General features: G+C 69.4%; 22 protein-coding genes. 8 read left to right on the top strand and 14 right to left on the bottom strand.

The window, feature by feature from the left end:
• Positions 1-134: 134 nt before the first annotated feature.
• The 6 genes from zwf to OXG33_10210 all read right to left on the bottom strand — a co-directional run bounded on the left by zwf (position 135) and on the right by OXG33_10210 (position 7,361).
• Entirely contained in the window at positions 135-1,700 is a 1,566-nt protein-coding gene (gene zwf, locus OXG33_10235; protein MCY4114300.1) for a glucose-6-phosphate dehydrogenase, read from the bottom strand.
• Positions 1,697-3,376: a glucose-6-phosphate isomerase gene (locus OXG33_10230; protein MCY4114299.1), complete on the bottom strand. Its 1,680-nt coding sequence runs from the start codon at positions 3,374-3,376 to the stop codon at positions 1,697-1,699. Before OXG33_10230 ends, zwf begins: the two co-directional genes overlap by 4 nt.
• 150 nt (positions 3,377-3,526) lie before the next feature.
• On the bottom strand, positions 3,527-4,654 hold the full coding sequence (tal, locus tag OXG33_10225; protein MCY4114298.1) for a transaldolase: 1,128 nt from the start codon (positions 4,652-4,654) through the stop codon (positions 3,527-3,529).
• A gap of 126 nt (positions 4,655-4,780) precedes the next feature.
• Positions 4,781-5,242 (bottom strand): ribose 5-phosphate isomerase B, encoded by a 462-nt coding sequence (gene rpiB / locus OXG33_10220; protein ID MCY4114297.1) that lies wholly within the window; start codon positions 5,240-5,242, stop codon positions 4,781-4,783.
• Positions 5,243-5,314: 72 nt separating this feature from the next.
• Positions 5,315-6,832: a gluconokinase gene (locus OXG33_10215; GenBank protein MCY4114296.1), complete on the bottom strand. Its 1,518-nt coding sequence runs from the start codon at positions 6,830-6,832 to the stop codon at positions 5,315-5,317.
• A 115-nt stretch (positions 6,833-6,947) separates the two neighbouring features.
• Entirely contained in the window at positions 6,948-7,361 is a 414-nt protein-coding gene (locus OXG33_10210; protein MCY4114295.1) for a hypothetical protein, read from the bottom strand.
• A 94-nt stretch (positions 7,362-7,455) separates the two neighbouring features.
• On the opposite strand from OXG33_10210, the gene OXG33_10205 reads away from it, so the two are divergent.
• Positions 7,456-8,454, top strand: coding sequence for a Gfo/Idh/MocA family oxidoreductase (locus OXG33_10205; protein ID MCY4114294.1), 999 nt, complete (start codon positions 7,456-7,458; stop codon positions 8,452-8,454).
• Between the two features lie 11 nt (positions 8,455-8,465).
• Here the strand turns inward: OXG33_10205 and OXG33_10200 are convergent, their stop codons facing one another.
• Positions 8,466-8,867: a hypothetical protein gene (locus OXG33_10200; GenBank protein MCY4114293.1), complete on the bottom strand. Its 402-nt coding sequence runs from the start codon at positions 8,865-8,867 to the stop codon at positions 8,466-8,468.
• Positions 8,868-8,969: 102 nt separating this feature from the next.
• Between OXG33_10200 and OXG33_10195 the strand changes: the two genes are divergently transcribed.
• Positions 8,970-9,812: a sulfurtransferase gene (locus OXG33_10195; protein ID MCY4114292.1), complete on the top strand. Its 843-nt coding sequence runs from the start codon at positions 8,970-8,972 to the stop codon at positions 9,810-9,812.
• Positions 9,813-10,201: 389 nt separating this feature from the next.
• Here the strand turns inward: OXG33_10195 and OXG33_10190 are convergent, their stop codons facing one another.
• The 5 genes from OXG33_10190 to glpK are packed head-to-tail and all read right to left on the bottom strand — an operon-like array spanning position 10,202 to position 16,627.
• Entirely contained in the window at positions 10,202-10,972 is a 771-nt protein-coding gene (locus OXG33_10190; protein ID MCY4114291.1) for a sugar phosphate isomerase/epimerase, read from the bottom strand.
• Between the two features lie 39 nt (positions 10,973-11,011).
• A complete protein-coding gene (locus tag OXG33_10185) occupies positions 11,012-12,178 on the bottom strand; it encodes a hypothetical protein (protein ID MCY4114290.1) in 1,167 nt (388 codons plus the stop codon).
• Positions 12,179-12,200: 22 nt separating this feature from the next.
• Positions 12,201-13,142, bottom strand: coding sequence for an NAD-dependent epimerase/dehydratase family protein (locus tag OXG33_10180; protein ID MCY4114289.1), 942 nt, complete (start codon positions 13,140-13,142; stop codon positions 12,201-12,203).
• Positions 13,143-13,193: 51 nt separating this feature from the next.
• The gene (locus tag OXG33_10175) at positions 13,194-15,146 is read right to left on the bottom strand and encodes an acetoacetate--CoA ligase (GenBank protein MCY4114288.1); all 1,953 of its coding nucleotides are present in this window, start codon (positions 15,144-15,146) and stop codon (positions 13,194-13,196) included.
• 5 nt (positions 15,147-15,151) lie between these two features.
• Positions 15,152-16,627, bottom strand: coding sequence for a glycerol kinase GlpK (gene glpK / locus OXG33_10170; GenBank protein ID MCY4114287.1), 1,476 nt, complete (start codon positions 16,625-16,627; stop codon positions 15,152-15,154).
• Positions 16,628-16,690: 63 nt separating this feature from the next.
• Between glpK and dcd the strand changes: the two genes are divergently transcribed.
• The 4 genes from dcd to OXG33_10150 all read left to right on the top strand — a co-directional run bounded on the left by dcd (position 16,691) and on the right by OXG33_10150 (position 20,998).
• A complete protein-coding gene (gene dcd, locus OXG33_10165; GenBank protein ID MCY4114286.1) occupies positions 16,691-17,290 on the top strand; it encodes a dCTP deaminase in 600 nt (199 codons plus the stop codon).
• Positions 17,287-17,772 (top strand): NUDIX domain-containing protein, encoded by a 486-nt coding sequence (locus OXG33_10160; protein ID MCY4114285.1) that lies wholly within the window; start codon positions 17,287-17,289, stop codon positions 17,770-17,772. Before dcd ends, OXG33_10160 begins: the two co-directional genes overlap by 4 nt.
• A 102-nt stretch (positions 17,773-17,874) precedes the next feature.
• Positions 17,875-19,386 (top strand): peptide ABC transporter substrate-binding protein, encoded by a 1,512-nt coding sequence (locus tag OXG33_10155; GenBank protein MCY4114284.1) that lies wholly within the window; start codon positions 17,875-17,877, stop codon positions 19,384-19,386.
• Complete coding sequence (locus OXG33_10150) at positions 19,367-20,998, top strand: peptide ABC transporter substrate-binding protein (GenBank protein ID MCY4114283.1); 1,632 nt, start codon at positions 19,367-19,369, stop codon at positions 20,996-20,998. The genes OXG33_10155 and OXG33_10150 overlap by 20 nt, the downstream gene beginning before the upstream one ends.
• A 156-nt stretch (positions 20,999-21,154) precedes the next feature.
• Here the strand turns inward: OXG33_10150 and OXG33_10145 are convergent, their stop codons facing one another.
• Together OXG33_10145 and OXG33_10140 are read right to left on the bottom strand one after the other, a co-directional pair.
• Positions 21,155-22,321: an MFS transporter gene (locus OXG33_10145; protein ID MCY4114282.1), complete on the bottom strand. Its 1,167-nt coding sequence runs from the start codon at positions 22,319-22,321 to the stop codon at positions 21,155-21,157.
• A 54-nt stretch (positions 22,322-22,375) separates the two neighbouring features.
• Positions 22,376-23,641, bottom strand: a complete 1,266-nt coding sequence (locus OXG33_10140) for a lactate racemase domain-containing protein (protein MCY4114281.1) — start codon at positions 23,639-23,641, stop codon at positions 22,376-22,378.
• A 385-nt stretch (positions 23,642-24,026) separates the two neighbouring features.
• Here OXG33_10140 and OXG33_10135 point away from each other — a divergent pair, with 385 nt between their 5' ends.
• Positions 24,027-24,767: a metallophosphoesterase family protein gene (locus tag OXG33_10135; GenBank protein ID MCY4114280.1), complete on the top strand. Its 741-nt coding sequence runs from the start codon at positions 24,027-24,029 to the stop codon at positions 24,765-24,767.
• 66 nt (positions 24,768-24,833) lie between these two features.
• Entirely contained in the window at positions 24,834-25,667 is an 834-nt protein-coding gene (locus OXG33_10130; GenBank protein ID MCY4114279.1) for a hypothetical protein, read from the top strand.

Raw genomic sequence — 25,667 nt, 5'->3', positions numbered from 1 at the left:
CCGCCTGGCGACGCCCCATGGTCCGCCCCGCCCCTGGGTTTATGCAAAGGTCTCCCGAGGGAGAAGGTTAGGGTGAGGGGAACCAGCCAGCAACGCGCCCACCGCCGGGCTCAGCAGCTAGGCGGCTTTCAGAGCTACAACCGCCGCCACCGGAACCCATCCGACGCCAGCAGGTCGTCCGCCGCGTCGGGACCCCAGGCGCCGGCCTGGTAGAAATGCAGCGGATGCCCTTCGTCGAAGCGCCACGCCGACAGCACCGGCATCACCGCGGCCCAGGCCGCCTCGGCCTCGTCGCCGCGGATGAACAGCGTCTGGTCGCCCAGCATCACGTCAAGCAGCAGCCGCTCGTAGGCGTCGGGCGATTCCTCCGCGAATCCCTGCCCATAGCCGAAGTCCATCCGCACCGGACGCACGCGCACCGACGGGCCCGGTTGCTTGGCCTCGAACGTGATCGAGATTCCCTCGTTCGGCTGAATGCGCATCACCAGTCGGTTTGGCGGCACGCCGTCCGAACTCGAATCGCTGAAAAGCCGGTGCGGCACGCTGCGGAACTGGATGGCGATCTCGGTGGCGCGCTTGGTCAGCCGCTTGCCCGTGCGCATGTAGAACGGCACGCCCTGCCAGCGCCAGCTATCGATGAACCACCGCGCCGCGACATAGGTTTCGGTGAGCGAGTCGGCGGCCACGCCGTCTTCGCTGCGATAGGCCGGCACGTCGGCGCCATTCATGCGCCCCCGGCTGTATGACGCCCGCACCACGTGCTTGCGCACGTCGGCCACGCTCATGCGCCGCAGGGCCCGCAGCACTTTCACCTTCTCGTCGCGAATCGCGTCGGCGCCAAAGTCCACCGGCGGCTCCATGGCCACCACCGCCAGCAACTGCATCATGTGGTTCTGCATGATGTCCCGCAGCGCGCCCGCCTCTTCGTAGTAGCGGCCGCGACCCTCGACGCCCACTTCCTCCGCCACCGTGATCTGCACGTGCGACACGTAGCGGCGATTCCACACCGGCTCGAAGATGCTGTTCGCAAAGCGAAACACCAGCACGTTCTGCACCGTCTCCTTACCCAGGTAGTGGTCGATCCGGTAAATCTGGGACTCGTCGAACACGCTGTTGGCGATGGCGTGCAGCGCGGCGGCGGATTCAAGATCGCGCCCGAAGGGTTTCTCGATCACGATGCGGCACGTTCCGGGGCACTCGGTCAGCCCCGATGCGCCCAGGCGCCGGATGACCTCGGGAAACAGGCTCGGCTGCGTGGCCAGGTAGAAGATGCGGTTGCCGCCGGTCCCGTGCGCCTCCTCCAGCGCCGGGAGCTCCGCCGTCAGGCGGTCGAAGCCCTCGTCGTCGCTGGAGTCGCCCCTGAGGTAGTGCACCCGCTGCGCGAAGTCGTCCCAGCTCTCGGCCTCCGGCGCCCCACTGCGCGAGTACTTCGACGCCGCCTCGAGCAGCGTCGCGCGGTAGGAGTCGTCATCCATCGGACGGCGCCCCTGCCCCACCACCGCGAACCGATCCGGCAACAGGCCGTCCTGCCGCAGGTTGTAGAGCGCCGGAATGAGCTTGCGTCCCGCCAGATCGCCAGATCCGCCGAAAATGATGAGCGCATGGGGATCGCCGGGCTTCGGCGCATCGTGGCTCCCGCGCGCCGCCTGGCCGTCGGAGGCGACGGCCGTGGCCGGCGTCGCCTCTTGCGCCGCGCTCACGACAGTCTCTCCACGACCGCGGCAAGCTCGTCGAGCGCCGCCGCCGGTTCGCTTGCCGCCAGCCGCAGCACCCGGCGCTCCTTGTCGCGCAACGACCGCAGGTCGCCCTCGGCCTGCGCGTCGATCAGCGTGGCAAAGCCGTAGGCCTCGCCCGGAATCGGCACGTCCTCACCGTGATCGCAGGTGATCTGCATGAATACACCCCTATTCGGTCCACCCTTGTGTAGCTGCCCGGTGGAGTGGAGAAACCGCGGGCCAAAACCCAAGGTCGTGGCCAAATTGGTGCGGTCGCGAATTGACGTCTGAATGTCCCGCAGCCGGGCCTCGTGGGCCGGCGTGCGGTCGAGGTAGGCGTGGATCGACACGTAGTCGCCCGGCGCCGTGTCGCTGAGAAACGTCGCCACCGCCTCGGCTGCGGTCATGCCCGACGCGCCAGCGGCACGCAGGGCTTCTCCAGCCGCCGACGTGGCCTGGTCTGACAGGGGTGAAGCGCCGTCGGTCACGCCCGCCAGCACCCGCGCCGTGTTGGCCTTGCTCTCCTCGACGTTCGGCTGGTCGAACGGGTTGATGCCGAGCACCCATCCGGCGACGGCCGTCGCCAGCTCCCAGCGCCAGAATTCGGCGCCCAGGTCGTGCACGTCGCTCAATGTCAGCCGGATCACCGGATGGCCGGCTTCGGCCAACGCATCCAGGCCGTCTAGCGCCTCGTCGCCGACGGATATGCCCACGAACACGCGGTCGTCGCCGTAGACGGACGGATCGCCGAGCGCCTCGCCGTCCACCGGCACGATCCCAAGCCCATGCTTTCCGGTGCTCTCCGCGACGAGCTGCTCGATCCACGCGCCGATCGGGTGCGTCGTCGGCGACAGCGCCAGCGTCAGCTTGTCCCGCCCCCGCTGCGCCAGCGCGCCCAGCGCCAGACCGAGTCGAACGGCGGAGTTTCGCGCAATGTCAGTCTCATCCAGCGCGGCCTGCCCGAACTCGACGGCGCCACGCAGCACCGCGGCAATGTCTAGACCGACCAGCGCCGCCGGCACCAGCCCGAAGTACGACAGCGCCGAGTAGCGTCCGCCGATCCGGGGGTCGTTGAGGAACGTGCGAGCGAATCCATCGTCTGCTGCCCGTTGGGCCATGGAGGTCCCTGGATCGGTGATCGCGATGAAGTGCGACCCGGCATCGCGAATCCCGCGTTCCTCGTATTGCGCCCGAAACGTCGCATACAGCGTCGCCGTCTCCAGGGTGCCGCCGGACTTGCTAGCCACGACGAACAGCGTGCGCGTCAGGTCTATGGCGCCGCTCACCCGGCGCACCGTCGCCGGATCGGTCGAGTCGAGCACCGTCAAGCGCGGCCGTCCCGCGACCGCCGGCAGCATCGCCGCCATCACCTCCGGCGCGAGGCTGCTCCCGCCCATGCCCAGCAACACCACGTCGTCGATCCCGTCCGAAGCCTCCGCCGCCCACTTCGAAATGGCGCCAGCCTCCGGCTCCAGCCGCTCCGCAATGCGAATCCAGCCCAGCAGATTGCCAATCTCGGCGCGCTGTCCGGCGTCGTCGGACCAGAGCGACGCGTCCTCATCCGAAAGCCGTTGAACTAGCCGTTCCGCGCCCGCCCGGGCCTCGGCGTCGGAGATATCCAACGTCGTGGCGCGCATCGCCAGCCGGGGCGTGGAGGACATGACTAGGGAACCTCAGACCAAGTAGAGCCGCGCGGCACATGTCGACCCCAATCCGTTCGCCCCCGTATCAAGTACGGGGCCGGCTCTGAGCTTGTCGAATGGGTAATCGAACGGATTGGGGTCAAGCCCATAGCCTTGTTCAGACCCTTCTTAGGCGCGCAGCGCGGCTGCCTTCGCGTCCAAATCGGCCAGGAGCTCGTCGTAGGAGTCCACGAACTTCTGGACGCCCTCGTCTTCCAGCTGATCCATCACCGCGTCAAGGTCGATGCCCAGCCGCTGGAGCCGTTCGAGCACCTCGTCCCAGAAGTCCATGTCGGCGCGGACCGTCTCCTGCACCTCACCCGTGTCGCGGAACGCCGTCATGGTGTTCTCGGGCATCGTGTTGACGGTGTCGGGGCCGATCAGCTCGTCCACGTAGCGCGTGGTCGGATAGGCCGGGTTCTTGGTGCTGGTGCTGGCCCACAGCGGCCGCTGCCGGCGCGCCCCGCGGGCCGCCAGTCGCTGGAACCGCTCGCCGCCGAAGACCTCCTCGAAGATTCGGTAGCAGGCCTTGGAGTTCGCGATGGCCGCCTGCCCCAGCAGGTCGCGGGCTTCGGTGGCCGCGTCGGGACGGCTGGCCGCCAGCGCCTCCAATTGGTCGTCGACGGCAGTGTCGATGCGGCTGACGAAGGTGCTCGCCACCGACGCCACGGCGTCGAGCGATTCGCCGCGCGCGGCGCGCGCATCCAGCGCGTTCAGATACGACTCCGCAACCGCGCGGTAAACCTCCTGCGCGAAGATCAGCGTGATGTTGACGTTGATCCCCTCGCCCAGCAGTGTCTCGATGGCCGGCAGCCCCTCGCGCGTGGCCGGCACCTTGATCATCAGGTTGCGGTAGTCGACCCGATCCGCCAGGCGTCGCGCGGCAGCCACCGTCCCATCGGTATCCCGCGCCAGGTGCGGCGAGACTTCGAGGCTCACGAATCCGTCCCGGCCCTGTGTGGACTCGTACACCCGCAGCAGGATGTCGCAGGCCGCCCGAATGTCCGCGATCGCCAGCGTCTCGAAGGTTTCCTCGGCGTCCTGGCCGCCGGCGAAGAGCGACGCGATCTCGTCGTCGTAGGTATCGCTGCCCGAGATGGCCCCGTGGAAGATCGTCGGGTTCGACGTGATGCCGCGCAGCCCATCGGTCGCAATCATCTCTTCAAGTTGACCGGACCGGATCAAGTCCCGGCTCAGGTAGTCCAGCCAGACGCTCTGGCCCTGGTCGACGAGCTCCTGCAGCGGGTTACGCATCATCAACAGCGACTCCTTTGTCCTCTCACGCCCCAGGGGAAGTCGAGGCCGGACGGTTCCCTGCGAACGGGACCACCTAGTTTCGCAATCAGCGTAGCAGCGGCCATTGGCGTGGCTGTGTAGGTCGGGCTACGGCGACAGCCGCTCGCCGCGCTCGAGCGCCTGCACCTTGCGCAGCCGACGCACGTAGCGCTCTTCCGCCTCGGCGAATTCGGCGCCCAGAAACGACGCCACGATTTCGGCGATCAGCGACATGCCCACGATCGACGAGCCCAGGCAAAGCAGGTTCAGGTCGTCGTGCTCGACCCCCTGGTGCGCCGAGTAGGTGTCGTGGCACGTCGCCGCGCGCACGCCGGCAATCTTGTTGGCCGCCACGCATGCACCGACCCCGCTGCCGCAGACCACGATGCCGCGGTCGGCCTCGCCGTCCACGATGGCCTGACCCACGGCCGCCGCGAAGTCGGGATAGTCCACCGACGCGTCGGAGTCCGTGCCGAGGTCCAGCACCTCATAACCGGCATCCACGAGCAGCGCCAGCAGCTCGTCCTTGACCGCGAATCCACGGTGGTCGACCCCGACGGCAACGCGCATGCGTGTCTCCTGTGACACCGGCGACGTCGCCGGTAAAGGCCTCACCGCTAAGGATACGCAAGCGCGGCGGCGCTAGGCGTCCCCCAGATCCCCCGCGCCCGCCATCCGCCGATAGAGCCGCTCCTGCCGCTCCATCGCCGCGCGATAGACCGCCCCATTGGCCGCTCCCGGCTCGAGCGCTTCGCCGCCAAGCTGATCGACCGCAACCGGCGACTCGATGGCGCCCAAGTGCGCCAGCGCCCACAGCGCCGCGCCGCGGCTGGTGGCTTCGACCGCCGCCGACCGCGTCGCGGGCCGCCCAAACGCGTCGGCCACCATCTGCGCCCACGCTCTCGACCGTCGGAAGCCCCCGCCCGACAGCGTGACCGAGTGCAACGACGGCAGCTCAGCCGACAGCAGGTCGTAGATCCGCGTGAGGCGATAAGTCACCGCCTCCATACCCGCCAGCAGCAGCTCCTCGGCCCGCGTATTCCGCCGCAGGCCGTGGATCGTTGCCCGCGCCTGGTCGTCCCAGCCCGGACTTCGCTCGCCGCTGAGAAACGGCAGCAGGGTCACGCCGTGGTCGTCGGGCCGCAAATCTTCGACCTGCGCGTCCCAGCCCTTCGAGGGACCCGAGCCGGTCAACTCCGCCACCCAGCGCACCATGTTGCCGCCGTCGGTCAGCGCGCCGCCGAGGAGCGACCGGTCACGCGCTATGCGGTACTCCCAGAGGCCCCGTGGCACCGCCGTGACGGGTCCCGGCACGATGGCCCGTACCGCCGCGCTGGTGCCCAGGTTGACGACCACCGCCGGCGTATCCGTTTCCGCCGTCCCCACGTTGCTGGCCACACCGTCGCCCACGGCCGGGAACCAGGCCGCCTCGGCAAGCGCCGGCCACCGTTCCGCCCAGGCAGGCGCAAGCCCGCGCACCGGCGAGCTCTCCGTGTCGATCCGCCCGAGCGCGTCGGCATCGAGACCCAGGGCGTCCAAGGTGGTGCGATCCCAGCCCATCGCTCGACGGTCGAGCAGGCCACTCCACGCAGCCGCCGATACCCCAAGGCCACACGGGCGGCCGAACAGGCGTTCGTAGAGGTATTCACCGAATGAAACCCAGCGATCAACGCTCGCCAACAGCTCCGGCTGCGTGCGCGCCAGCCAGCGGAACCGCGGCGCCAGGTAGCTGGCGTGCAGCGGGCACCCGGTGCGGTCATAGAGCGCCGGCGCGTCCCACTCGTCACGCAAGGCGGCGGTGTCGGCGGCGTTTCTGACGTCGGCGTAGGTATAGACCGGCGTGAGCGCCTCGCCCGCCGCATCCACGCCCACAATGCTCGACGCGAACACGCTGCATCCGACCGCCGCGATATCGCGGGTTCGCGAGTCGGCCCGCGCCATGGCTTCGTCGATGGCCTCGATCACGCGGTCGCTCAGCGCCTCGGCGTCGGCGGTGACGCCGCCGTCCGTCGTCGAGAGGAACCGGTGATCGATCTTCGCGGCCGTCTTTCGGACCCGGCGGCCGCGGGCGTCGTAGAGCGCCGCGCGCGCCGACGAGCTCCCGATATCCAGGCTGAGCGCGAGCGGCGCGGCGGCGTCCGCCAACCTGACCCTGCTCATGTTCGGCAAGCGTGACGCGTCATCGCTTCACCTCCCTAGCCATCGAACCCCTACCGCCGAACCACCGGATTCGCCGCCACGTCATTGATTATGTCAAGCCGAGGCGCTGCGGGCGCTACGCGCCGCCGGATTCCTTTGGCGGCTCCTTCTCGTCCTTCGCCGCCTCCGGGCGCAGGCGCTCGCCGACGTCCTCGATCACGGACTCAACCTTCCGGCGCAGCTCTTTCGCTTCGGGCCGCTGCATGGCGGCATCCACCGCGCAACGAGCCTTCTCGCCAATCTGCTGTACGTCCTCTCGCACCCGCTGCACGTCATCTCGCGCCAGGGTCTCCTCGACCTGGCTGCGAGCCTTCGCGCCGAGAGCCTTCGCGTCCTCGCGCAGGCGCTGGGCCTGATCGCTCGCCAGGGCATCATCCACCGCCGCCCGCGCCTCGCCGATTCGCTGCTGCACGCGCTCGCTGTTCAGCTCGGCCTCGGCCTGACGCGCCAGCTCGCGCGCCTTCTTCTGCCACGACTGCTTGTCGGTCAAATCTCAGACCCCCAATGTCCAGAGTTTCTCTGCTGCAAGCCTACTCCTACGGTGCATGGTACGGTCCGATACCCGCGCGCATCTGTGATGTTGCATGCCAATTCCGCGACGCGTTGCCGTCACCGAAGTCAACCACTGGCACTCGTCCTACGACGCCGCCTACCTGCAGGTGCTGCGCGATCTCGACGTCGACATCGTCGGCGTATCGGACGCGGACCTGGCCCTCGCCGAGGACCGCGCACAGCGCTACGGCAGCCAGGCCTTCACCGACTACCGCGCCATGATCGACGAGACCAAGCCCGACTTCGTCGTCGCGCTGGGGCGGCACATCGACATGCCGGCCATCGCCCGCTTCCTCATCGAGGCCGACATTCCCTTCATGATGGAAAAGCCGATGGGCACCACCGCCGAGGACGTGACGGCATTGGCGGACCTGGCCGAGGCGCGCGGCGCCTGGGCCGCGGTGCCGTTCCCCAACCGCCTGCTGCCGTGGGCCGTGCGGGCCAAGGCCATGATCGAGGCCGGCGAATTCGGAAAAATCTCGCACGTCGTGATGCGCCTCATCCGCCCCACCATGCAGCGCTATGTGGAATGGGACTCACCCTGGATGTGGGACCGGGAGCTTGCCGGCGGCGGCGCCCTGCTCAACCTGGGCGGGCACGGCATGGACCTCGCCCGGATGCTGTTGGGACCCGACGTGTCGGTGGCGACGGCGGTCATCAGCAACCGCGTGCACCAGGCGCAGGTCGAGGACTACGCCCTGGCCACGCTGCGCAATGGCGACGGCGCGCTGATCCACGTCGAGGTCGGCTATACCTGGCCCACCTGGCCCGCCAACGAGAGCGATCTCGAGTTCAAGGTCGCCGGCGAAAAAGCGGCGCTGCGCGTGGTTCCCGATGGGTTGCAGGTCATCGCGCCGGGACGCGACGATCGGTATCCCGGCGCCGCTTCCGCCGCCGGAAACTATCCGCCCCTCATCTCGGACATGCTCGAACGCGCGGGACGCGGCGACCCGCCGGCCATCACCGCCAGGGACTGCGCCAACGCCATGCAGCTGGTCCACGACGCCTACCGCCTCGCCGGACGCCAGTAGCCCCGCCTGAGCTAACCCGGCAGCGGCAGGTCGATCCCCAGCGGCTCCAACTCCGCGGCTAGCTCGATCAGCTCGTCGACGGCCTTCTCCAGGCCGGCTGCTATCCGCGCCGCCGTCTCGTCCGCCCCGTCCGATCCCGACGGGAATTGGATCTCGCGCGAGTAACACCCGGCGAACGTGCAGGCACCCGGGAAGAAACGTGATCTCCTGACCGGCGTAAATCCCATTACCCGCAACGCGTGACTTTCCCGAAAACGACGCGACATGCTCGTGATGGCCGGCGCCGGCTGCACGTGCAGCCACCAGGCCCCGCCGGCCTCGCGCGCGACCACGAAGCGAAACCGCCCGGACGACCGCCGCGCCACCTCCACCGCGGCCTCGGAGTGCCCCGGACCCGAAAACGGCTCACGCATCAGGGCTCACGTTTTCCTGTTGTAGCTCGCAATTCCGGCTGCCAAGATACATAGGCGACCAGCCCGACAAACTTAACAACGGCACGACGCGAGGAGAAACCTATGGCTGAATACGCAAACCCCGACGCGCTCGTCAGCGCGGACTGGGTCGCCGAGCACGGCGCCGACCCGAACGTCCGGCTCGTCGAAGTGGACGTCGACACCACCGCCTACGAATCGGGTCACATCGCCGGCGCCGTCGGCTGGAACTGGCAGTCCCAGCTTTCCGACCAGGTCCGCCGCGACATCGCTACCCAGTCCCAGTGGGAAGAGTTGCTGAGCGCCTCCGGCATCGCCAACGACACGCACGTGGTCCTCTACGGCGACAACAACAACTGGTTCGCGGCCTTCGCCTACTGGATCTTCAAGCTCTACGGGCACGAGTCCGTGAGCCTGATGAACGGCGGGCGCTTGAAGTGGGAGAAGGACGGGCGTGCGCTGACGACCGATGCGCCGTCGGTTGCCCCCGCCTCCTACCAGGCCAAGGCCCCCGACGCCGCCCTGCGCGCGTTTCAGCACAACGTCCTCGACGCGCTGGGCGACAGCGAGTCGGTGATGATCGACGTCCGCTCGCCGGCCGAGTTCAACGGCGAGATCATGGCGCCTCCGGGCCTGCCCGAGACCGCGCAGCGCATGGGCCACATCCCCGGCGCGCACAACGTGCCCTGGCTCACAGCAGTCAACGAGGATGACGGCACCTTCAAGACGGCCGACGAGCTGCAGGAGATATATGGCGGCAAGGGCGCGGCCGCCGACAAGGACATCATCGCCTACTGCCGTATCGGCGAGCGGTCCTCGCACACCTGGTTCGCGCTCAAGGAGCTGCTCGGGTTGCCCAACGTGCGCAACTACGACGGCTCGTGGACCGAGTGGGGATCCATGATCGGCGTGCCGATCGAGAAGTAGGCCGGCGGCAATCGGGGCACTCCGAGTCCGTCAGTCCCGCGAAGATCGCGAACCGGGCGCCCACAAGGGGCGCCCCTACAGGGGCTGGGTCGGTGTAGGGGCAGCCCTTGTGGCTGCCCGCGATTTTCGGTGGCCCGCGCTGCGTGCAGCGTCGGACGTGCCGCGGGCAAAACGCCCGTCGCCTCCTCACGGCAGGCGGCCTTCCGTCAAACCCATGAAGAGACTGCCCCGTACCCGAGTACGGGGCGGGAATCTAGGCCCGCCTAACGGGAAAGCGCGAACCGGGCGCCCACAAGGGGCGCCCCTACAGGGACTGAGTCGGTGTAGGGACAGCCCTTGTGGCTGCCCATGCCGAGCCGGGGACTAAGCCGGAAACTCGACCCGCCAGCCTACGCCTGGGCCATCACCCGCTTGAGAATCTCGAAACTCCGGATCATCGCGTCGCGGGGGTCCGGCAGCTTCGGGTTCATTTCGATTGATATCTGCCCTTCGTAGCCGTGGCGCCGCAGCGCGCGCACCGCGTCCACCAGGTCCTGCTCCTGCTGCAGACCGTCCAGCAGCGCCATGTGATCGTCGAGCTCGCCGCGATTGTCGTCGAAATGGACGAACGTCATCAGGTCGCCGAGCGCCGCCACCGCGTCCGGCACGCTCTCGCGGCTGATCTGCGCGTGGCCGATATCCAGCAGCACGTACAGGTTGGGATGGCCCACGTCCTCGACGAAGGCCAGGGTCTCCGCCACGCTCGGCAGCGCGTAGCCGGGAAAGTGCTCGATGCCGAACTTGATGCCCAGGCGCGCGGATTCCTCGGTGAGCGCCACCACGGCCTCGCGGTAGCGCTCCCGCGACGCCGGATCTACCGCCGACGCCGCTGCCGGCGGCAGGTAGACGAACTCGGCGTTCAGCTCCGCCGCCTCGGCCAGCCCCGCTCGCACGTGGTCCAGCGCCGCGGTCCGCGCTGCGTCATCGGCGGCCTCCAGCGCCGCGCCCTCGGGGATGAGGTGAGCAATCGCCACGCTGGCCACCGGCAAGCCGTTCGCCGCGTCCCACCCGGCGGCGAATCCCGGGTCCACGTCGATCGCCTCGAAGCCCACGTCCTTGGCCCAGGCCGCGGCCTCGTGGGGGTCTTCCGGCAGGGACCACAAGCAGGCGCCGATCCGCATTTCGAGCTCCTTCGGCAAGTGCGACGTTTCGCGGGCGTTTCAGTCGGCTTGGAGCGAGGCCTCCAGCAGGAGGCACGCGCCATCGAGCGCACGCAGCGTAGCGCGTAGACCGGCGGGGATGCCCACGTGATCCCGCGGGCCGAGCTCAATCGAAACCCCGGCCATGGCGAGTTTCAGACGTCCCTCGCGCACGGAAAGGATGTGGAACTCGTCGAAGCTGAGCGACATCGCCTCGTCGCCCACGTGCATTGCCGCCAGCTCCAGGCCGCCGGTGGCCGGACGGGCCGTGCGCTCGGCGTCGATGAGCACTCGTCGCTCACCGGCCGGCGCCTGCCGCAGGGCCGCCAACGCCGGCTCCAGGTGGACGGAGCGGTTCATGCCCGACGACTCCAGCGGCGTCTCCGGCCAGTCGTGCGTCGGCGACGGCCGCGGCTCGACGTCGAAGAACACGCCCCACCCGTCCAGCGTCCGCGAGCCGAACACGAACGGCACGAAATGGTCGTGGCCGCTCAAGTTGTCGAACCCGTGGTCCAGCATCGGCGGAATTGGCATGGCGTACGGTGCGGTCACCGTCGCGGCCCGGCCGTCGAGCAGCGTCCGCCCGTGAACGCCCTCGTAGCCCAGGTGAATCTCCACTTGCAGCGCGTGCCGGTGCGTCGTCGCGCCGCCGCTGGCCGCCGTCACGAAGGCGGTGTTCCACGAAATGTGGTCGCCGTAGACCAGCGGCACGATCACGACTTCGATGCCCGGCACCTTGTAGCTCGCCTGCTCGGGAAGGTCGTCGTCGCGCATTGGGAGGATGCCGTCCGACGCGCGAATCGCATCGATCACGGCCCGAAACCGGTCCCGTATCTCATTCGCCTCCACCGGCGCCTCGGGACCTGAGAGCGCGGCTAGAACCTCGTCGCTCCAGGCGTGATACCAGGCCAACGTCGGCGCCGCCGCGCGCAGGTCGGCCGGCACGGGACGCATCGCCTGCGCCTGGAGGTCGCGCAGCCGGCGCTGCGCCGCTCGCACAGCGGGCGCGTCGCTGAACGGGTCCAGCGCCAGGCGCGTGGCATGGAATGCCCCAACCGTCTGTGTGCGATAGGCGTAGGCGTAAAGGCGGGCCAAGTCGATGTCGGGCTGCGTGAGCTCCGACACGTCGCGGCGACCATCGATTGCCGCCTGCGCCAGCGCCGCCAGGTCGCGATAGCGAGGGTTCATTGGCGGTTGCGGCGACCCCGGCCTAGGCCGGCGCGCCCAGGGCGTCCAGGTTGGCGGCGGTCATGCGCTCCAGGTCGAAGCGCGGCTCCCAGCCCCAATCCGCGCGCGCCGCCGCGTCGTCCATGCGCGACGGCCAGCTTTCCACGATGTCCGCCCGCACCGGGTCGATCTCGAACCGCAGCCGGGCCTCGGGCAGCCGCGCCTGCACCGCGTCCACCATCTCCTGCACACTCGGACCGGCCCCGATGATGTGGTAGACGCGGCGCGACAGGTTGCCCTCGTCGGCGTCGTTGAGGAGCTGCAGCGCGCCCACCACGTCGTCCACCCAGACGATCGGGACGCGGGTATTCGGATAGACGTACAGGTCGTAGGCGCCGTCACGCACGGCGTTGACGAACAGATCGCAAACGAAGGCGCTGGCCGCGCCGCCTGCCGGCGCGGTCGGGGCCACCATCGCCGCCAGCCGCACCGCCCGAAAGTCCAGCCCGAAGCGCTGGTGGTAATAGACCCCCAGGCGCTCGCCGAGCACCTTGGTCACGCCGTAAAGACCCGACGGCCACTGCGGCACGTCCTCCGTGATCGGCTCGGGCAACCCGGCGCCGTAGGTCGCCACCGTGCTCGTAAACACGACCCTGCCGATCCCGAACCTGCGAGCCGCCTCCAGGACGTTGCGCGTCCCATCCACGTTCACCCGCCATGCCAGCTCGGAATCAGTTTCCGCCAGCCCGGACAGGATCGCCGCGAGATGGAAGATCGTGTCGGGCCGAAACTCCGCCACGACCTCATCCACCGCCGCCGCGTCCTGGACGCTGCCGATGCGCGCGTCGACCTGCGCGAAGGCGTCCGACGGCACGACTGGCTCGGCGCTGACGTCCAGCGACAGCACCTCGTCGCCGCGGTCGACCAGCGCCGCCGACAGTCGCGACCCAATGCTCCCCGCGCCACCGAAGATCAGTGCCCGCATCGCTCTGCGCCTCTCAGTCGAAACCGCGCAACGGCGGCCCAATCATGATATTCACTTCGCGGCAGCCGCCAGCAGGTCGTCCCGCGCGCGTTCGAACGCGTCCAGGCACTCGGGGTTGGCCAGCGCCTCGCGGTTCGGCACGCCCTCGCCGCGCAGCACGCGCGTCACCGCCAGCTCCGCCAGCTTGCCGTTGCGAGTTCGGGGCACGGCTGGAACCTCCACGATCCGTCGCGGCGCATGCCGCGGGGACGCCTCGCGCCGGACGACCGTGCGCAGCTCGTTCACGCGCTCTCGAGAGAGCCCCGCGCCGTCGCCGACGACCACGAACAGCACGATCTCCTCCGACGCGCCCCGTCGCATACCCGCCGCCAGCGCATCGGCGACCCATTCGATCCGCTCGAGCGGACGGTAGATCTCCGCCGTGCCGATGCGCACGCCGCCCGGATTCAGCGTGGCGTCGCTGCGGCCATACATGATGACGCCGCCGCGTGGCGTGATCTCGATGAAATCGCCGTGACGCCATACGTCGGGATAGGTCTCGAAGTACGCGCGGCGATAGGCGCGTCCGTCGGCGTCGTTCCAGAACCGCACCGGCATCGAGGGAAACGGCCGGCGGCACACCAGCTCGCCCTGGGCGCCGACGACCGGCGTCCCGGCGCCATCGAACGCCGCCACGTCCATGCCCAGGCCCAGGCACTGGATCTCGCCGGCGTACACCGGGAGCAACGGATTGCCCAGCACGAAGCACGACACGAGATCCGTGCCGCCCGCGATCGACGAGATGCGCACGTCCGCCCCGGCCGCCGCCTGGGTCCAGCGAAACGCCGCCGGCGACAGCGGCGATCCGGTCGAGAGCACCGTCCGCAGAGAAGGATGCGCCCACGTTGGCGTCCGCCGCCGCATGCAGGTTTCCAGGAACGGCGCGCTGGTGCCGAAGATCGTTATGTCAAGCTCGTCGATCAGCCGCCACAGCCGTCCCAAGCCCGGATGCGCCGCGCTCCCGTCGTAGAGCACCAGCGTGCAGCCCGTGGCCAGCCCCGTCACCAGCCAGTTCCACATCATCCAGCCGCAGGTCGTGACGTAGAGCATCACGTCCTCGGGCGTCACCTCGGTGTGAAGCTGATGCTCCTTGCGGTGCTGGACCAGGCTGCCGCCCGCGCCGTGGACCATGCACTTCGGCGGGCCGGTCGTGCCCGACGAATACAGGATGTAGAGCGGGTGATCGAACGACAGCGGCGCGAAGGCTAGAGGTTCGGCCTGCGGGCGGTCGACGAATTCGCTCCACGCGACCCAACCCAAATCGGCAACCGTCTCGCTCTCCGGCGCCACGACCACGACCTGGCGCAAGCTCGGCAGTTTCTTGGCAACCGCGCGCACGGTGTCCAGGCAATCGAAGTAGCGGCCGCCGTAGCGATAGGACGCGCTGGCGATGAGCAGCTTGGGAGATATCTGGCCGAGGCGGGCCAGCGCCGCCTGCGCCCCGAAGTCCGGCGAACACGCGCTCCAGATGGCCCCGATGCTGGCGCCGGCGAGGAACGCCACGATGGCCTCGACGCCGTTGCTGACCATGCCGGCCACGCGATCGCCCGACGTGATCCCCGCCTCGCGCATGGCGTCGGCGCAGCACTCAACCTGGCGGTGCAGTTGTCGATAGCTGACCACGGCGGTCACGCCCTCCTCCGTGACGGCGATTAGCGCCGTGTGGTCGTCACCATGCCGCAAGCAATTCTTGGCGTAGTTGAGGCGCGCCCCTGGAAACCACTCCATGCCGGGCATGCGGTCGGGCCCCTTCACGCGCTCGGCCGTCCGGTCGAATTGAATGTCGGCAAACTCGGCGTAGAGGCCCCAAAACGCTTCCCGCTCATTCACCGACCAGCGATGCAGCGCGGCGTAGTCGGCAAACGTCCGACCCGCGCGCGCCTCGGCTTCCCGCCAGAACCGACCCAGCTGCGAGTGCTGGTGGGCATCCGGCGGCGGTCGCCACAACGGCTCGGCGTGTTTCACCTGGGTCAAGCGTCCGGCTCCTCCGCGGGCGCCCACCGGCGAGCCCGGTCGACGGCGGCGCGCCAAGTCTCACGCGACGCGGCTCCCAGATCGCCGCGGGGTTCGACCACGCGATCGGGCGGACGGTGACATCGAATCTCCTCTGCCGTGCCCCAGACGCCCGCCGCCAGTCCCGCCAAGAATGCAGCGCCCATCGCTGTCGTCTCCAGCTGCGCGGGACGAACCACCGGACGCCTCGCGATCGCGGCCTGCAGCTCCAGCAGCAAGTCGCTGGCGGCCGCGCCGCCGTCCACCCGCAGCGGCGCATCGCTGGGGTCCATCACGTCGAGCACGTCCGCGATCTGGTGCGCGATGGCTTCCAGCGCGGCGCGGCACAGGTGGTTGGCAGTCACCCCCGCCGTCAGTCCCACGATCGCGCCGCGCGCCCGCGGGTCCCAGTTGGGCGTTCCCAGGCCCGCGAACGCCGGCACGATCACCGCGCCCGCGGCATCCGGCACGCGGCGCGCGCGCACCTCGCACTCCGCGGCCTGCGCGATCAGCCCCAGACCGTCGCGCAGCCACTGGATCAGCGCGCCAGCCACGAACACGCTGCCCTCCCGCGCATAGGTCACGCGTCCCTGGTGGCGCCAGGCGACGGTCGTCAGCAGTCCCTCGACGTCCGGCGGCCGTTCCCCGCCGGCGACCTGGAGCAGAAACCCGCCCGTGCCGTAGGTCACCTTGGTGTCGCCGGGCGCGTGGGCCAGGTGCCCGAACAACGCCGCCTGCTGGTCCCCGGCGAAACCGGCTATGGGGACTCCGGCCGCGATGCCCGAGCCCTCGGCGGTCTCGGCGATCTCGCCCGCGGAGTCGACGATCGTCGGCAACGCCGCGCGCGGCACGCCGAACAGCTCCAACAATTCGTCGCACCACGATTGCGTCGCCAGGTCCATCAGCATCGTTCGAGAGGCATTCGAAACATCGGTGACGTGCGCGCCGCCGGTCAGGTTCCACAGGACCCAGGCGTCCACCGTGCCCAGCCGCAGGCTGCCGCGATCCGCCGCGACGCGCACCGGGTCATGGTGGGCCAACATCCACTCATACGCCGTGGCCGAGAAGTAGGGATCGACGGTCAGGCCCGTCAGCGACGCAATGCGCGGCCCCCAGTCGGCGCCGCGCAACGCCTCGCAACGCGGAGCCGTGCGCCGGTCCTGCCACACGATCGCCGGCGCCAGCGGGCGGCCCGAAACGGCGTCCCAGGCCACCGCCGTCTCGCGTTGATTGGTGACGCCGATAGCCGCCAGCGGCGGGTCGCCGGCGTCGGCGAGCGCAAGTTGCGCCGCGCGCTGTACGCTACGCCGGATTTCCGCCGCATCCTGCTCGACCCAGCCGGGCCGGGGGTGACGGGCGGTGATCGGGACGCGTCCCTGACCCGCCACGGTTGCGTCCGGCGCCACGACCAGCGCCGCGGTTCCGCTGGTCCCCTGGTCGATCGCAAGGATCACGGCGGTGCCTGAGTCCGAGGGGTCGGGTACGGTAGCATGACGTTCAACAGGGGTTGCGCACGAGTGGTTCTCAGCGATAGGAGCCTACGCGAGGTCATCGCCTCAGGGCGCCTTCGCATCGAGCCGTTTGACGATGCCGCGGTACAGCCGTCCAGCATCGACCTGCGGCTCGGCACCGTCATGCGGGTATTCCTGAACCACACCGACACGCACATCGACCCACGCATAGATCAGGAAACGTTAACTGAGCAGGTCGCCATTAGTCCCGGTGAGCCGTTCGTGCTCCATCCCGGCGAGTTCGTGCTCGGCGGCACCATGGAGCATGTCGCCATGCCGGACGATTTGGTCGGTCGCATCGAGGGCAAGAGCTCGCTCGGACGCCTCGGCCTGATGGTGCACAGCACCGCCGGGTACGTTGACCCGGGTTTCCAGGGCAAGTTCACGCTGGAGCTGGCCAACATCGCCACACTGCCGATCCTGCTCTGGCCCACCATGAAGATTGGCCAACTCTCCATCATGCACTTGACCACCCCTGCCGAGCGGCCCTACGGATCACCCGGTCTCGGCAGCAAGTATCAGGGCCAGCCGGAATCAACGCCCAGCCGGGCGCATCTGGGATTCTCCGACGTCCCGCACCACCATGGAGGCAACGAATCAGGATGACCGCCGAACCGCAGCAACCGTCCGCCGTGAACAACGAAGACGAGCCGTATCTGGAATCCTCCGGCGGCGTCGTCTACCGCGTGCGCCGGGGCCGCATCCAGGTGGCGCTCGTGCAGACGCAGCGCGGCGCCTGGGTCCTGCCCAAGGGCGCCGTCGAGCGCGGCGAGGCGCCCGACGATGCCGCCGTGCGTGAAGTCCTCGAGGAGACCGGCATCGTCAGCGACGTGCAGGAAAACCTGGGCGAGATCCGCTATGAAGTTCGGCCCGACCTTTGGACGGGCTTCGTGCCAAAGATCGTGCACCAGTACCTGCTGCTGGCGCGCGGCGGCAACATTCGGCCCGACCCCGCCGAACACGTGGAAGCGCGCTGGGTCAGCGTGTCGGATGCCATCCGCATGCTGCATCACGCCAACGAGCGCACGGTGATGGTGCGCGCCGAGGAGAGTCTGCGGCGGATGGTGCCCGAGGGCGCCACACCCTAGGAGACGCCCGCGCTGCATCGCCGCGACGTCCTGAGGCTTGGCGCGGCGGCAATTGGGGCGCTCGCCGCCGGCAGCCGGCCGGCAGCCACCCGCGCCGGGGCCGTGGGCGGGACGCTTCGGCTCGACACCACCACGCCGGAAACCATCGACCCGGCCATCGTGCGCGATGCGGGTTCCGCCGGATTCGCCATCGAAATCTTCGCCGGGCTCACGCGCATCAACGCCGAGCTACGCCCCGAGCCGGCCCTCGCGCGCAACTGGGAGGTCGCGGACGGCGGGCACCGCTATCTGTTCGAGCTCCGCGACGGACTCCAGTTTCACAATGGGAAGCCGCTCACGGCCGACGACGTGCGCTGGTCGTGGGAACGCGCGCTACACCCCACCACCCAATCACCCACGGCCAGCGTCATGCTGGGCAACATCGAAGGCGCCGATGCGCTGCGCAGTGGTGACGCCGACGCCTTAAGCGGCGTCCGCGTGCTCAGTGACAAGCGCCTCGAAGTGCGCCTCGTGCAGCACGCGGCCTACTTTCCGGCGCTGGTCGCCCAACCCGCCAGCCTCGTCGTCGACCGGGAGAACATCGCGGAGGGACCGAATTGGTCCATGCGTCCTAACGGCTCCGGACCCTTTCGGCTCACGTCCTTCCAACCGCGGTCCGAGGTCGTGCTGGAGTCGGCGCCCACCTACCACCCGCGGCAATCGGGCCCAGCGGTCGTCCGCTTCACCGAGCACGATCCGGGCGAATCGCTGCTCCGCTTCGAGCAAGACCAATTGGACATCGTCTACGTCGGCGGTTCCAACGTGGATCGTTTCTCGGACCCGCGCGAGCCGAGGGCGGCGCAGCTTCAGCGCACGCCGACACTCGCACTGGCCTACCTGGCCTTCAATACGTCGCGGCCGCCGTTCGACGACCACCATGCCCGTCGCGCCTTCGCGCATGCCGTCGACCGCCCCCGTATCAATCGCGTGACCCTGCGCGGCCACCACGCGGAGGCTCGCGGCGTCCTGCCGCCCGGGATGCCCGGATATCGCGCGGACTATGCGGGCCTGCCGTTCGACCTCGACGCCGCGCGGCGCGAGCTCGAGCTATCGCGCCACGGACCCATCGCGGAGTGGCCTGAGCTGGTCGTGGCAACGTCGGGAGCCGGACTGACCGCCGGCCCGACTACCCGAGCCGTCGTGGAGCCATGGCGGGACCAGTTGGGCGTCGGCATTTCGGTCGAGCAGTTCGATTTCCTGGAGTTTCTGGACGTCGTGGAAAACATCACGACCGCCGAACGCGCGCGGCACGCCTTCCTGCTGTCCTGGATTGCGGACTTTCCCGACCCCTTCGGCTTCCTGGACATGCTGTTTGGATCGAAACGCCCCGACAACTACGGCGGATTCAACGACGGTTTCGTGGACCTGCTGCTCGAGTTGGCCAGCAGCGAGCCCCGGCACGAGCGACGCCTGGCGCTCTACCGACTGGCGGAGTCGCGCATCGTTGAACGCGGCGCCGTGGTCCCCCTCTATCACAGCGTGTCGCACGAGCTCGTGCAACCATGGGTGACGCAGTACCCCGGTAAACCCGTGGTGCGTGAATGGCTCACCGACGTTGAGATCGCGCCCCGTTAGCCCTAGCCCCAGGCTGCCGCGCCGGCGCGTCCTGGCCGGCCTCGGCGCCGTGGCGGGCGCCTCGGTCCTGGCGGCGTGCGGCGAACCCGGCGACGCGAGACCGTCCGCCGGCGAGGGCAAGATCGAGCTTTGGATGCGCGAGCCGCTCACGCTCGATCCCGCGCTGGCGTCCACGCCCAACGAGTTCACCATCCTCGATGCGCTGTTCGAGCCGCTGGTCGACGTCAGCGCCGACGGACTGCCGACGCCGGCGGCGGCCGCGAGCTGGGACGTGAGCAACGCCGGACACACCGTCACGTTCAAGATCCGCCCGGAGGCCCGCTGGATGACCGGCGAACCGCTGACCGCGGACGCCTTTGCGTGGGCCTGGCGCCGGAATCTCGATCCCCAGATCGGCGGCGCGTTCAACTATCTCCTGTTCCCCGTGCGCGGCGCCCGTGACTATGCCTATGGGCTCTACAACGATCCCGCAGTGGTCGCCGTGGGCGCGCCCGACGACTCGACCCTGAGCGTGGGACTCGCCGAGCCGTCCCCAGGGTTTTCCGCCCGGGTCGCGGCGCCCATTTTCTATCCCCTGCCCGAAGGCGAAATCCGGTCCTATGGCTCCACGTGGACGCAGCCGCGACGACTGCGGGGCAACGGCCAGTATCAGCTGGTGCAGTGGGACCAAGGCCTCGGTCTCACGCTGTTTCGCAACGAGCACTACTGGGGCGATCCGGGGACCTTTGGCGAAGTGGTGGTGCGGTTCCCGGAGGAAGACGGCTCGCCGTTGCTGGCGTTTCGCGGCGGCGCCGTGGACGTGGCGCCGGTGAGCGGCGCCGCCTACCGCTCCGCGCGCGGCGACGACCAGTTGCGGGACCGCCTGCGCCTCTTCGAGCGTGGCGGCAGCTGGTTCCTCGTGTTCAATACCGCCAAGCCCCCTTGGAATCGAGCGGAAGTTCGCCGGGCCCTCGGCATGGTGTTGAACCGCGAGGAAATGGCGGCGGCCGTATTCGAGGAGCCGACGCTTCCGGGCTGGACGATCGTGCCGCCGAGCACGCTCCCACGAGAGATCGCCCAACCGGGCCCCGACGTGGACGCCGCGCGGGGCCTGCTGTCGCAGGCCGGATTCCCCGACGGCCAGGGCCTGCCGCCGCTCCGCTTCACCTATCACACCACCGACACGTGGAAGCGCCTGACCGCCTACCTTGCCGCGACGTGGCGCGAGACGCTGGGCATCGAGGTCCAGCCGGACGAGCGGTCGTGGCGCGACTTCCTGTCGTTCACCGACGACCCGGGCGACTTCGATTGCTACCGGGCCGGGTGGACGTCGGAGTTCGCCGACCCGGCGAACTGGTACGACACGCTTTGGCTTTCCGAGGTCGATTATCTGGGCGCCCGCTGGCGAAACACGGAGTTTGATCGCCACGTGCAGGAGGCCGGAGCGGCCACGGACTCCGAGACGCGGCGCAACGCCTACCTCGCCGCCGACGCGGTGCTTCAAGCCGAGCAGCCGGCCATCGGCATCGGGCACCACGCCGACGCCTATCTGCTGCACCCACGCATCACGGGATTCGGCATCGACCCCGTGACGGGCGCCATTGACCTTCGGGCCGTCATCGCCGGCAACTAAGCCGCAGCCTTCGGTGTAGGGGCAGCCCTTGTGGCTGCCCACGGCCCGAGACCCTCGGTGTGGGGGCAGCCCTCGTGGCTACCCGCCGGAAATTCGATGCGCCGGCGGCGTCCCAGACTGCCTCGCGATGCCGGGTATGCCGAGGCTTCGGATTGCCTAATTGCCGCCGCCATCCACCTCCCGCCGCATAAGCGCCCGAATCGCAATCAACGCCACCACCGTCGCCGCCATCGCCGCGGGAGCGATCAACATGGCGCCGCGCAGCGTGAACGCATCGGCGGCGCGTCCGATGCCCAGCGACGCCCCGATGCCGCCCAGGCCCAGAATCGCGATCACCGCGCCCAGCATGGCCCCCGCGTCGGCTGGTCGATGCCGGGCCGCCAATGCCAGCAGCGAGGGAATCAGCGCCCCACTCGCCACGCCGGCCAGCGCCGCACCGGCAACCGCCATCCACGCCTCCGCGGCCAGCGCCGCCAGCAGCGCCGCCAGCGCCGTGGCTGCCGCGGCGCCGATCAGCCACGTCATCAGGTCCAGCCGTCCGCTGAGCCAGGCCCCCAGCAACCGGCCGACGAATCCGCCCACCCAGAACAGCGTCACCGACGCTGCCGCCGCGGCTCGATCGAGGGCGAAGGCGTATTCGAGGAACGGCGCAAAGAACCCCGCCAGTCCCGTCTCCAGCACCACCACCAGCGCCGACGCGAGGCCGATCAGCAGCAACACCGGCGCCGCGGCCGCCCGAATCACCCCCCGCAGGGAGGTCGGTCGCTGAACGCTGGGCGCGCTCGGAATGCGGGTAAACGCCGCCGCGACGCTCGCGGCCAGCAGCGCGCTCAGCACCACCGGCGGTCGCCAGCCCCAATCGAGGATGAACGAGCCACCCACGATGGCCGGCGCGACAATCGCCCCGGCCGCGAACCCGAGCTGCGCCAGGTTGAGGTCCCGCACCGACAACGCGGCGCCGGCGCGGGCGATCAGGGCCGTGACGGCAACCTCCGTCGCGCCCCATCCAACCGACGCAATCGCCAGCCCTCCCAGGAATGAGGGATACGCGGGGCTAACCCCGGCGAGCAGCATTCCAAGGGCCGCCACGGCCGAGGCGACGATGATGCTCGGACGGGTTCCGACCCGATCCGAGATCGGCCCGCCCAGCAGCGATCCAATCGTGTAGCCAAAACCGACTGCCGCCAGCGCCATGCCCGCGCCGACGTATTCGAGCCCAAATTCTTCGCGGATGGCTTCCAGCGCCGGACCGAGGGCGTTGAACGCCACGCCCAACGACGCGTAGAACCAGCCGCCGGCGAGCAGGATTCGCTGGCGGTTCACGGGCGACGGCCGGAAACGCGCGTCAGGCGGCCCGCGGCGCTTGCGCGCGACGCGTCAATGGGCGTAAGCGCCGGATTCGACGATCGATCCGTCCTTGCCGAAGTCGAACGACGCGCAACCGGCGACCACATCGCAGCTCCCGGGCAAGTCGGGCAACGCCGCCTCGCTGAGCCAAAAGACCTCCAGCTCCATCGTGGAGGCAATACGCGCCACGCGCAGCGGCTCCACTGACGAGCGCCTCGCCAATGCCAGCCCCATCGCCACGCACTCGCGGTCGTTGGGCAGCGTCAGCGGCACCTTCGCCATGCCCACGGCCATGCTCGTGAGCACGTTGGCATGCGTCGGCACCGGGTCGATGGCATCTGTGAGCTTGCGGCTCGTCAGGTCCGCCATGCCGATCCCAACCGCGTTCCCGTGCGATTGCTCGGTCAGGCCCAGCACGGCCAGCCAGCGATAGTCCGGCTCGTGCGCCAGCTCCGGAAAGCGCCGCCACATGCCAATCACGTTCGGGTCCATGCCGGTGCCGGAGACGTTCTTGCCCATCCGATCGACCACCAGCAGATCGAGCCGGTCGAGCGGGAGCCGCGGGAGCACGCCGCGGGCGACTTCCAGCAGCTCACCGTCGGTGGACTCGAAGGCGTCCGGCCCGACGACCGCGAGCCGATGGGGACGGTCGAAGGCATTCTCGACCAGCCCCACCCCCATGCACACCGGCGCCTTCGCCAGCGCGACCCGCGCCGCTGCCGGAATCGTGGTGGCGAGGTCGTGCGCGTGGATCGTCTCGGCGCCGCGGCGGTTGCCCAACCCGATGGCGAGCATCTTGCACAGGCCGCTCTCGACGGTTCCCCGAAATGACGTATGCGGCTTGATCCGCCCGATGACCACGATGCCGTCCGCGGCAGCCGCCGCCGCGTCCAGGTGCACTCGCACCCCGTTCGCGGTCGCGCCGAGATCGACCGTATCCATGGTCGCCTGCACCGGCACGCCCAGCGCGGCCTCGCTGATGCCGTATCCGGCCAGCACCTCCGCCTGCCCGTCCGCCGTGCCCCCGCCGTGGCTCCCCATGGCGGGCACGATGAATGGCTCGGCCTCCAGCGAGCGAACCGCCTCGCTCACGATCCGCACCACCCGCGCCACCGGCGACACGCCGCGCGAACCGACGGCAACGGCGATGCGGGAACCCAATCCGACGCCCTGCGCCGTGAGCACGGCCCGAGCCTCGGCCGCCAGCCGCCGGTCGAAATCCGGCACCTCTGAGGCATCGAATTGCTGCCGCACCAGGTGCATGCGCGGCGGCGACGCGTGATCGTTAACGGCCACGTCGGGAGTGTAGCCATCTGTCTTTCCGAGCGCAGCGAGGAATCTAAGGGGCTGGGAAACGATTCGGCGCATCGGGCAGCTAGCCGCTTCGCCTGCGAGGCTGTCCGGTCCCCTCTCCCTTGATGGGGCCCTTGGCAGAGTCCGGGAGGGGCGGGTCTCAGACCCGCCCGCCGTCGAGCATCCGGCGTGCCTTCAGATTCGATCGGACTGGATTCCGGCCTCCGCCGGAATGACGGAGGGGTTTCGCAAAGATATCCGTAGGCGGGAGTCCACCCCGGCGATTCACCGGGGGAATCAAGGGTGTCGACCAGTGTTGGCTCACCACGCGCCGCTTGGGAGTCAAAATCGCCCACCACCCACGCGCCCATGCACTACCCTTGCCGCCATGCGCGTGGCCGTTGTCACCGACATTCATGGGAATCTGGGCGCCTTCTTCGCCGTGCTGGCGGACCTCAAGATCCAGGCGCCCGACCAGGTGATCTTCGGCGGTGACGCTGCACTCTTCGGCGCGCATGCGCTCGAGTGCTGGCAGCGTCTGCTGGAGCTTGGATGGCCCTTAGTCCAGGGAAACACGGACCGCTACCTGGCAAACCCGCGCCCCGCCCTGGAGGCCATGCGCCGGAATTCTCCGGCGGCGGCGGAACACCTGGAGCGCAACCTCGGCTGGGCGCGGGCGCGGCTTGGCACGCGGTTGATCGAGCGCATGGCCTCGATGCGCACCGTCATTCGCGTGCCGTCGTCCGCCGGTCCCATGCTTGTGGTTCACGCCTCACCCGGCAATGACGAGGCCGGCATTCTTCCCGATTCGTCGGACGAGCAGGTGGACGCCCTGCTCGCCACGGTGGACGCCCGGGTGCTGGTTTGCGGCCACACCCACCGCGCCTTCGTGCGGCACGTAGGACAGCTGCTCGTCGTCAACTGCGGCTCGGTGGGCCGCAGCTACGACGGTCAACCCGGGCAAGCCACCTACGCGGTGCTGGACGACGGTTCTGGTCGCTGGTCGGCCGCCATCCGGCGGGTGCCCTACGACGAGCGCGCGGCGCACCGCGACACGCGCGCCCGCGGCGTGCCCCTCTCGGAGCCATTTCTCGATTCCCTGCTGACGGCCCGCGATCCCGCCGCCTGACATCGTGCAACGGCATTTCGCGCGCTTAGCGTTCGACCGCGACGCACACTCGAAACACCGAGCACGTTGACCAAAGTCCTGCGGTCCCGCGGCCTATGGGCGGGACTGGGGCTGACGGCCGCGGTCGTGGCCCTGCTCGTGACCGTCGAACCGGTCCGGCTCGCCGTCCACCACGTGCTCAACGGTCTGCGCGAGCAGCCCATTGCCATTGAAGCGGGCGTCGACGCGCTACCGGTCGCCGACACACCCGCGACCACCACCGACCTGCAGCCGGACACCTTTGTCGTCACCGAAGTCGAGGCGCCGATCGAAACGATCATCGGCCCGGCCGAGTCGCTGCCGACTCTCCCGTTCGAGCCGATCGAACTCGGCGCCCCGGACGGATTCACACCGGCGGCCGAGCGGACGTTGCGGCAGGGCGGCGCCTGGCGCGTCGACATCGACTTCGAGCAGCTGCAGAGCTTCCTGGCGGGGTCGCAGGTGCGCATTCCGCTGCCCGAACGGCTGCGCACGCGGGCGGTGACTGTCCAGGGCCCCGAAATGCTGATCACCACCTGGACCAGCGCGGCGCCAAGTGGCGACGACCTGGTATTCGTGCAATTCGCCGCGCCGCGAGTATCCGCACCGCCTGAGGTCGATCTCGAGCTGATCAGCCGGGCGCTCGTGCGAGAGTTCCTCCCGCCCGTGCTGGCGCGCCGCATCGAGCTGGGCGAGATTGCGCTCTATCGCGACATCCTGGGACTCGAACCGCTCGACGACGGCGCCCAGCCGCAAACGCTGCAGCTGCCCGACGGGCGCGCTCTCGTCCTCTGGCGAGCCGACGGCTCCTACGCGGCGCTCCTGGGACCGCTCGGCCCCGAAGCGCTGCTGCGCCTGGCCGGACTAGAGCCCGGAGCCTAG

The organism is Chloroflexota bacterium (assembly GCA_026708035.1).
Taxonomy (GTDB): domain Bacteria; phylum Chloroflexota; class UBA11872; order UBA11872; family UBA11872; genus JAJECS01.
The sequence above is the reverse complement of the archived record's forward strand: the minus strand, read 5'-3'. Positions and strand labels throughout refer to the sequence as shown.

What these genes read in the sequence shown, in the direction of transcription:
- OXG33_10195 (MCY4114292.1), top strand. Translation starts at nt 8,970, where the DNA reads ATGGCTGAATACGCAAACCCCGACGCGCTCGTCAGCGCGGACTGGGTC.
- OXG33_10205 (MCY4114294.1), top strand. Translation starts at nt 7,456, where the DNA reads ATGCCAATTCCGCGACGCGTTGCCGTCACCGAAGTCAACCACTGGCAC.
- rpiB (MCY4114297.1), bottom strand. Translation starts at nt 5,242, where the DNA reads ATGCGCGTTGCCGTCGGGGTCGACCACCGTGGATTCGCGGTCAAGGAC.
- OXG33_10185 (MCY4114290.1), bottom strand. Translation starts at nt 12,178, where the DNA reads ATGAACCCTCGCTATCGCGACCTGGCGGCGCTGGCGCAGGCGGCAATC.
- OXG33_10230 (MCY4114299.1), bottom strand. Translation starts at nt 3,376, where the DNA reads ATGTCCTCCACGCCCCGGCTGGCGATGCGCGCCACGACGTTGGATATC.
- OXG33_10180 (MCY4114289.1), bottom strand. Translation starts at nt 13,142, where the DNA reads ATGCGGGCACTGATCTTCGGTGGCGCGGGGAGCATTGGGTCGCGACTG.
- OXG33_10135 (MCY4114280.1), top strand. Translation starts at nt 24,027, where the DNA reads ATGCGCGTGGCCGTTGTCACCGACATTCATGGGAATCTGGGCGCCTTC.
- tal (MCY4114298.1), bottom strand. Translation starts at nt 4,654, where the DNA reads ATGATGCGTAACCCGCTGCAGGAGCTCGTCGACCAGGGCCAGAGCGTC.
- OXG33_10190 (MCY4114291.1), bottom strand. Translation starts at nt 10,972, where the DNA reads ATGCGGATCGGCGCCTGCTTGTGGTCCCTGCCGGAAGACCCCCACGAG.
- OXG33_10215 (MCY4114296.1), bottom strand. Translation starts at nt 6,832, where the DNA reads ATGAGCAGGGTCAGGTTGGCGGACGCCGCCGCGCCGCTCGCGCTCAGC.
- OXG33_10200 (MCY4114293.1), bottom strand. Translation starts at nt 8,867, where the DNA reads ATGCGTGAGCCGTTTTCGGGTCCGGGGCACTCCGAGGCCGCGGTGGAG.
- OXG33_10160 (MCY4114285.1), top strand. Translation starts at nt 17,287, where the DNA reads ATGACCGCCGAACCGCAGCAACCGTCCGCCGTGAACAACGAAGACGAG.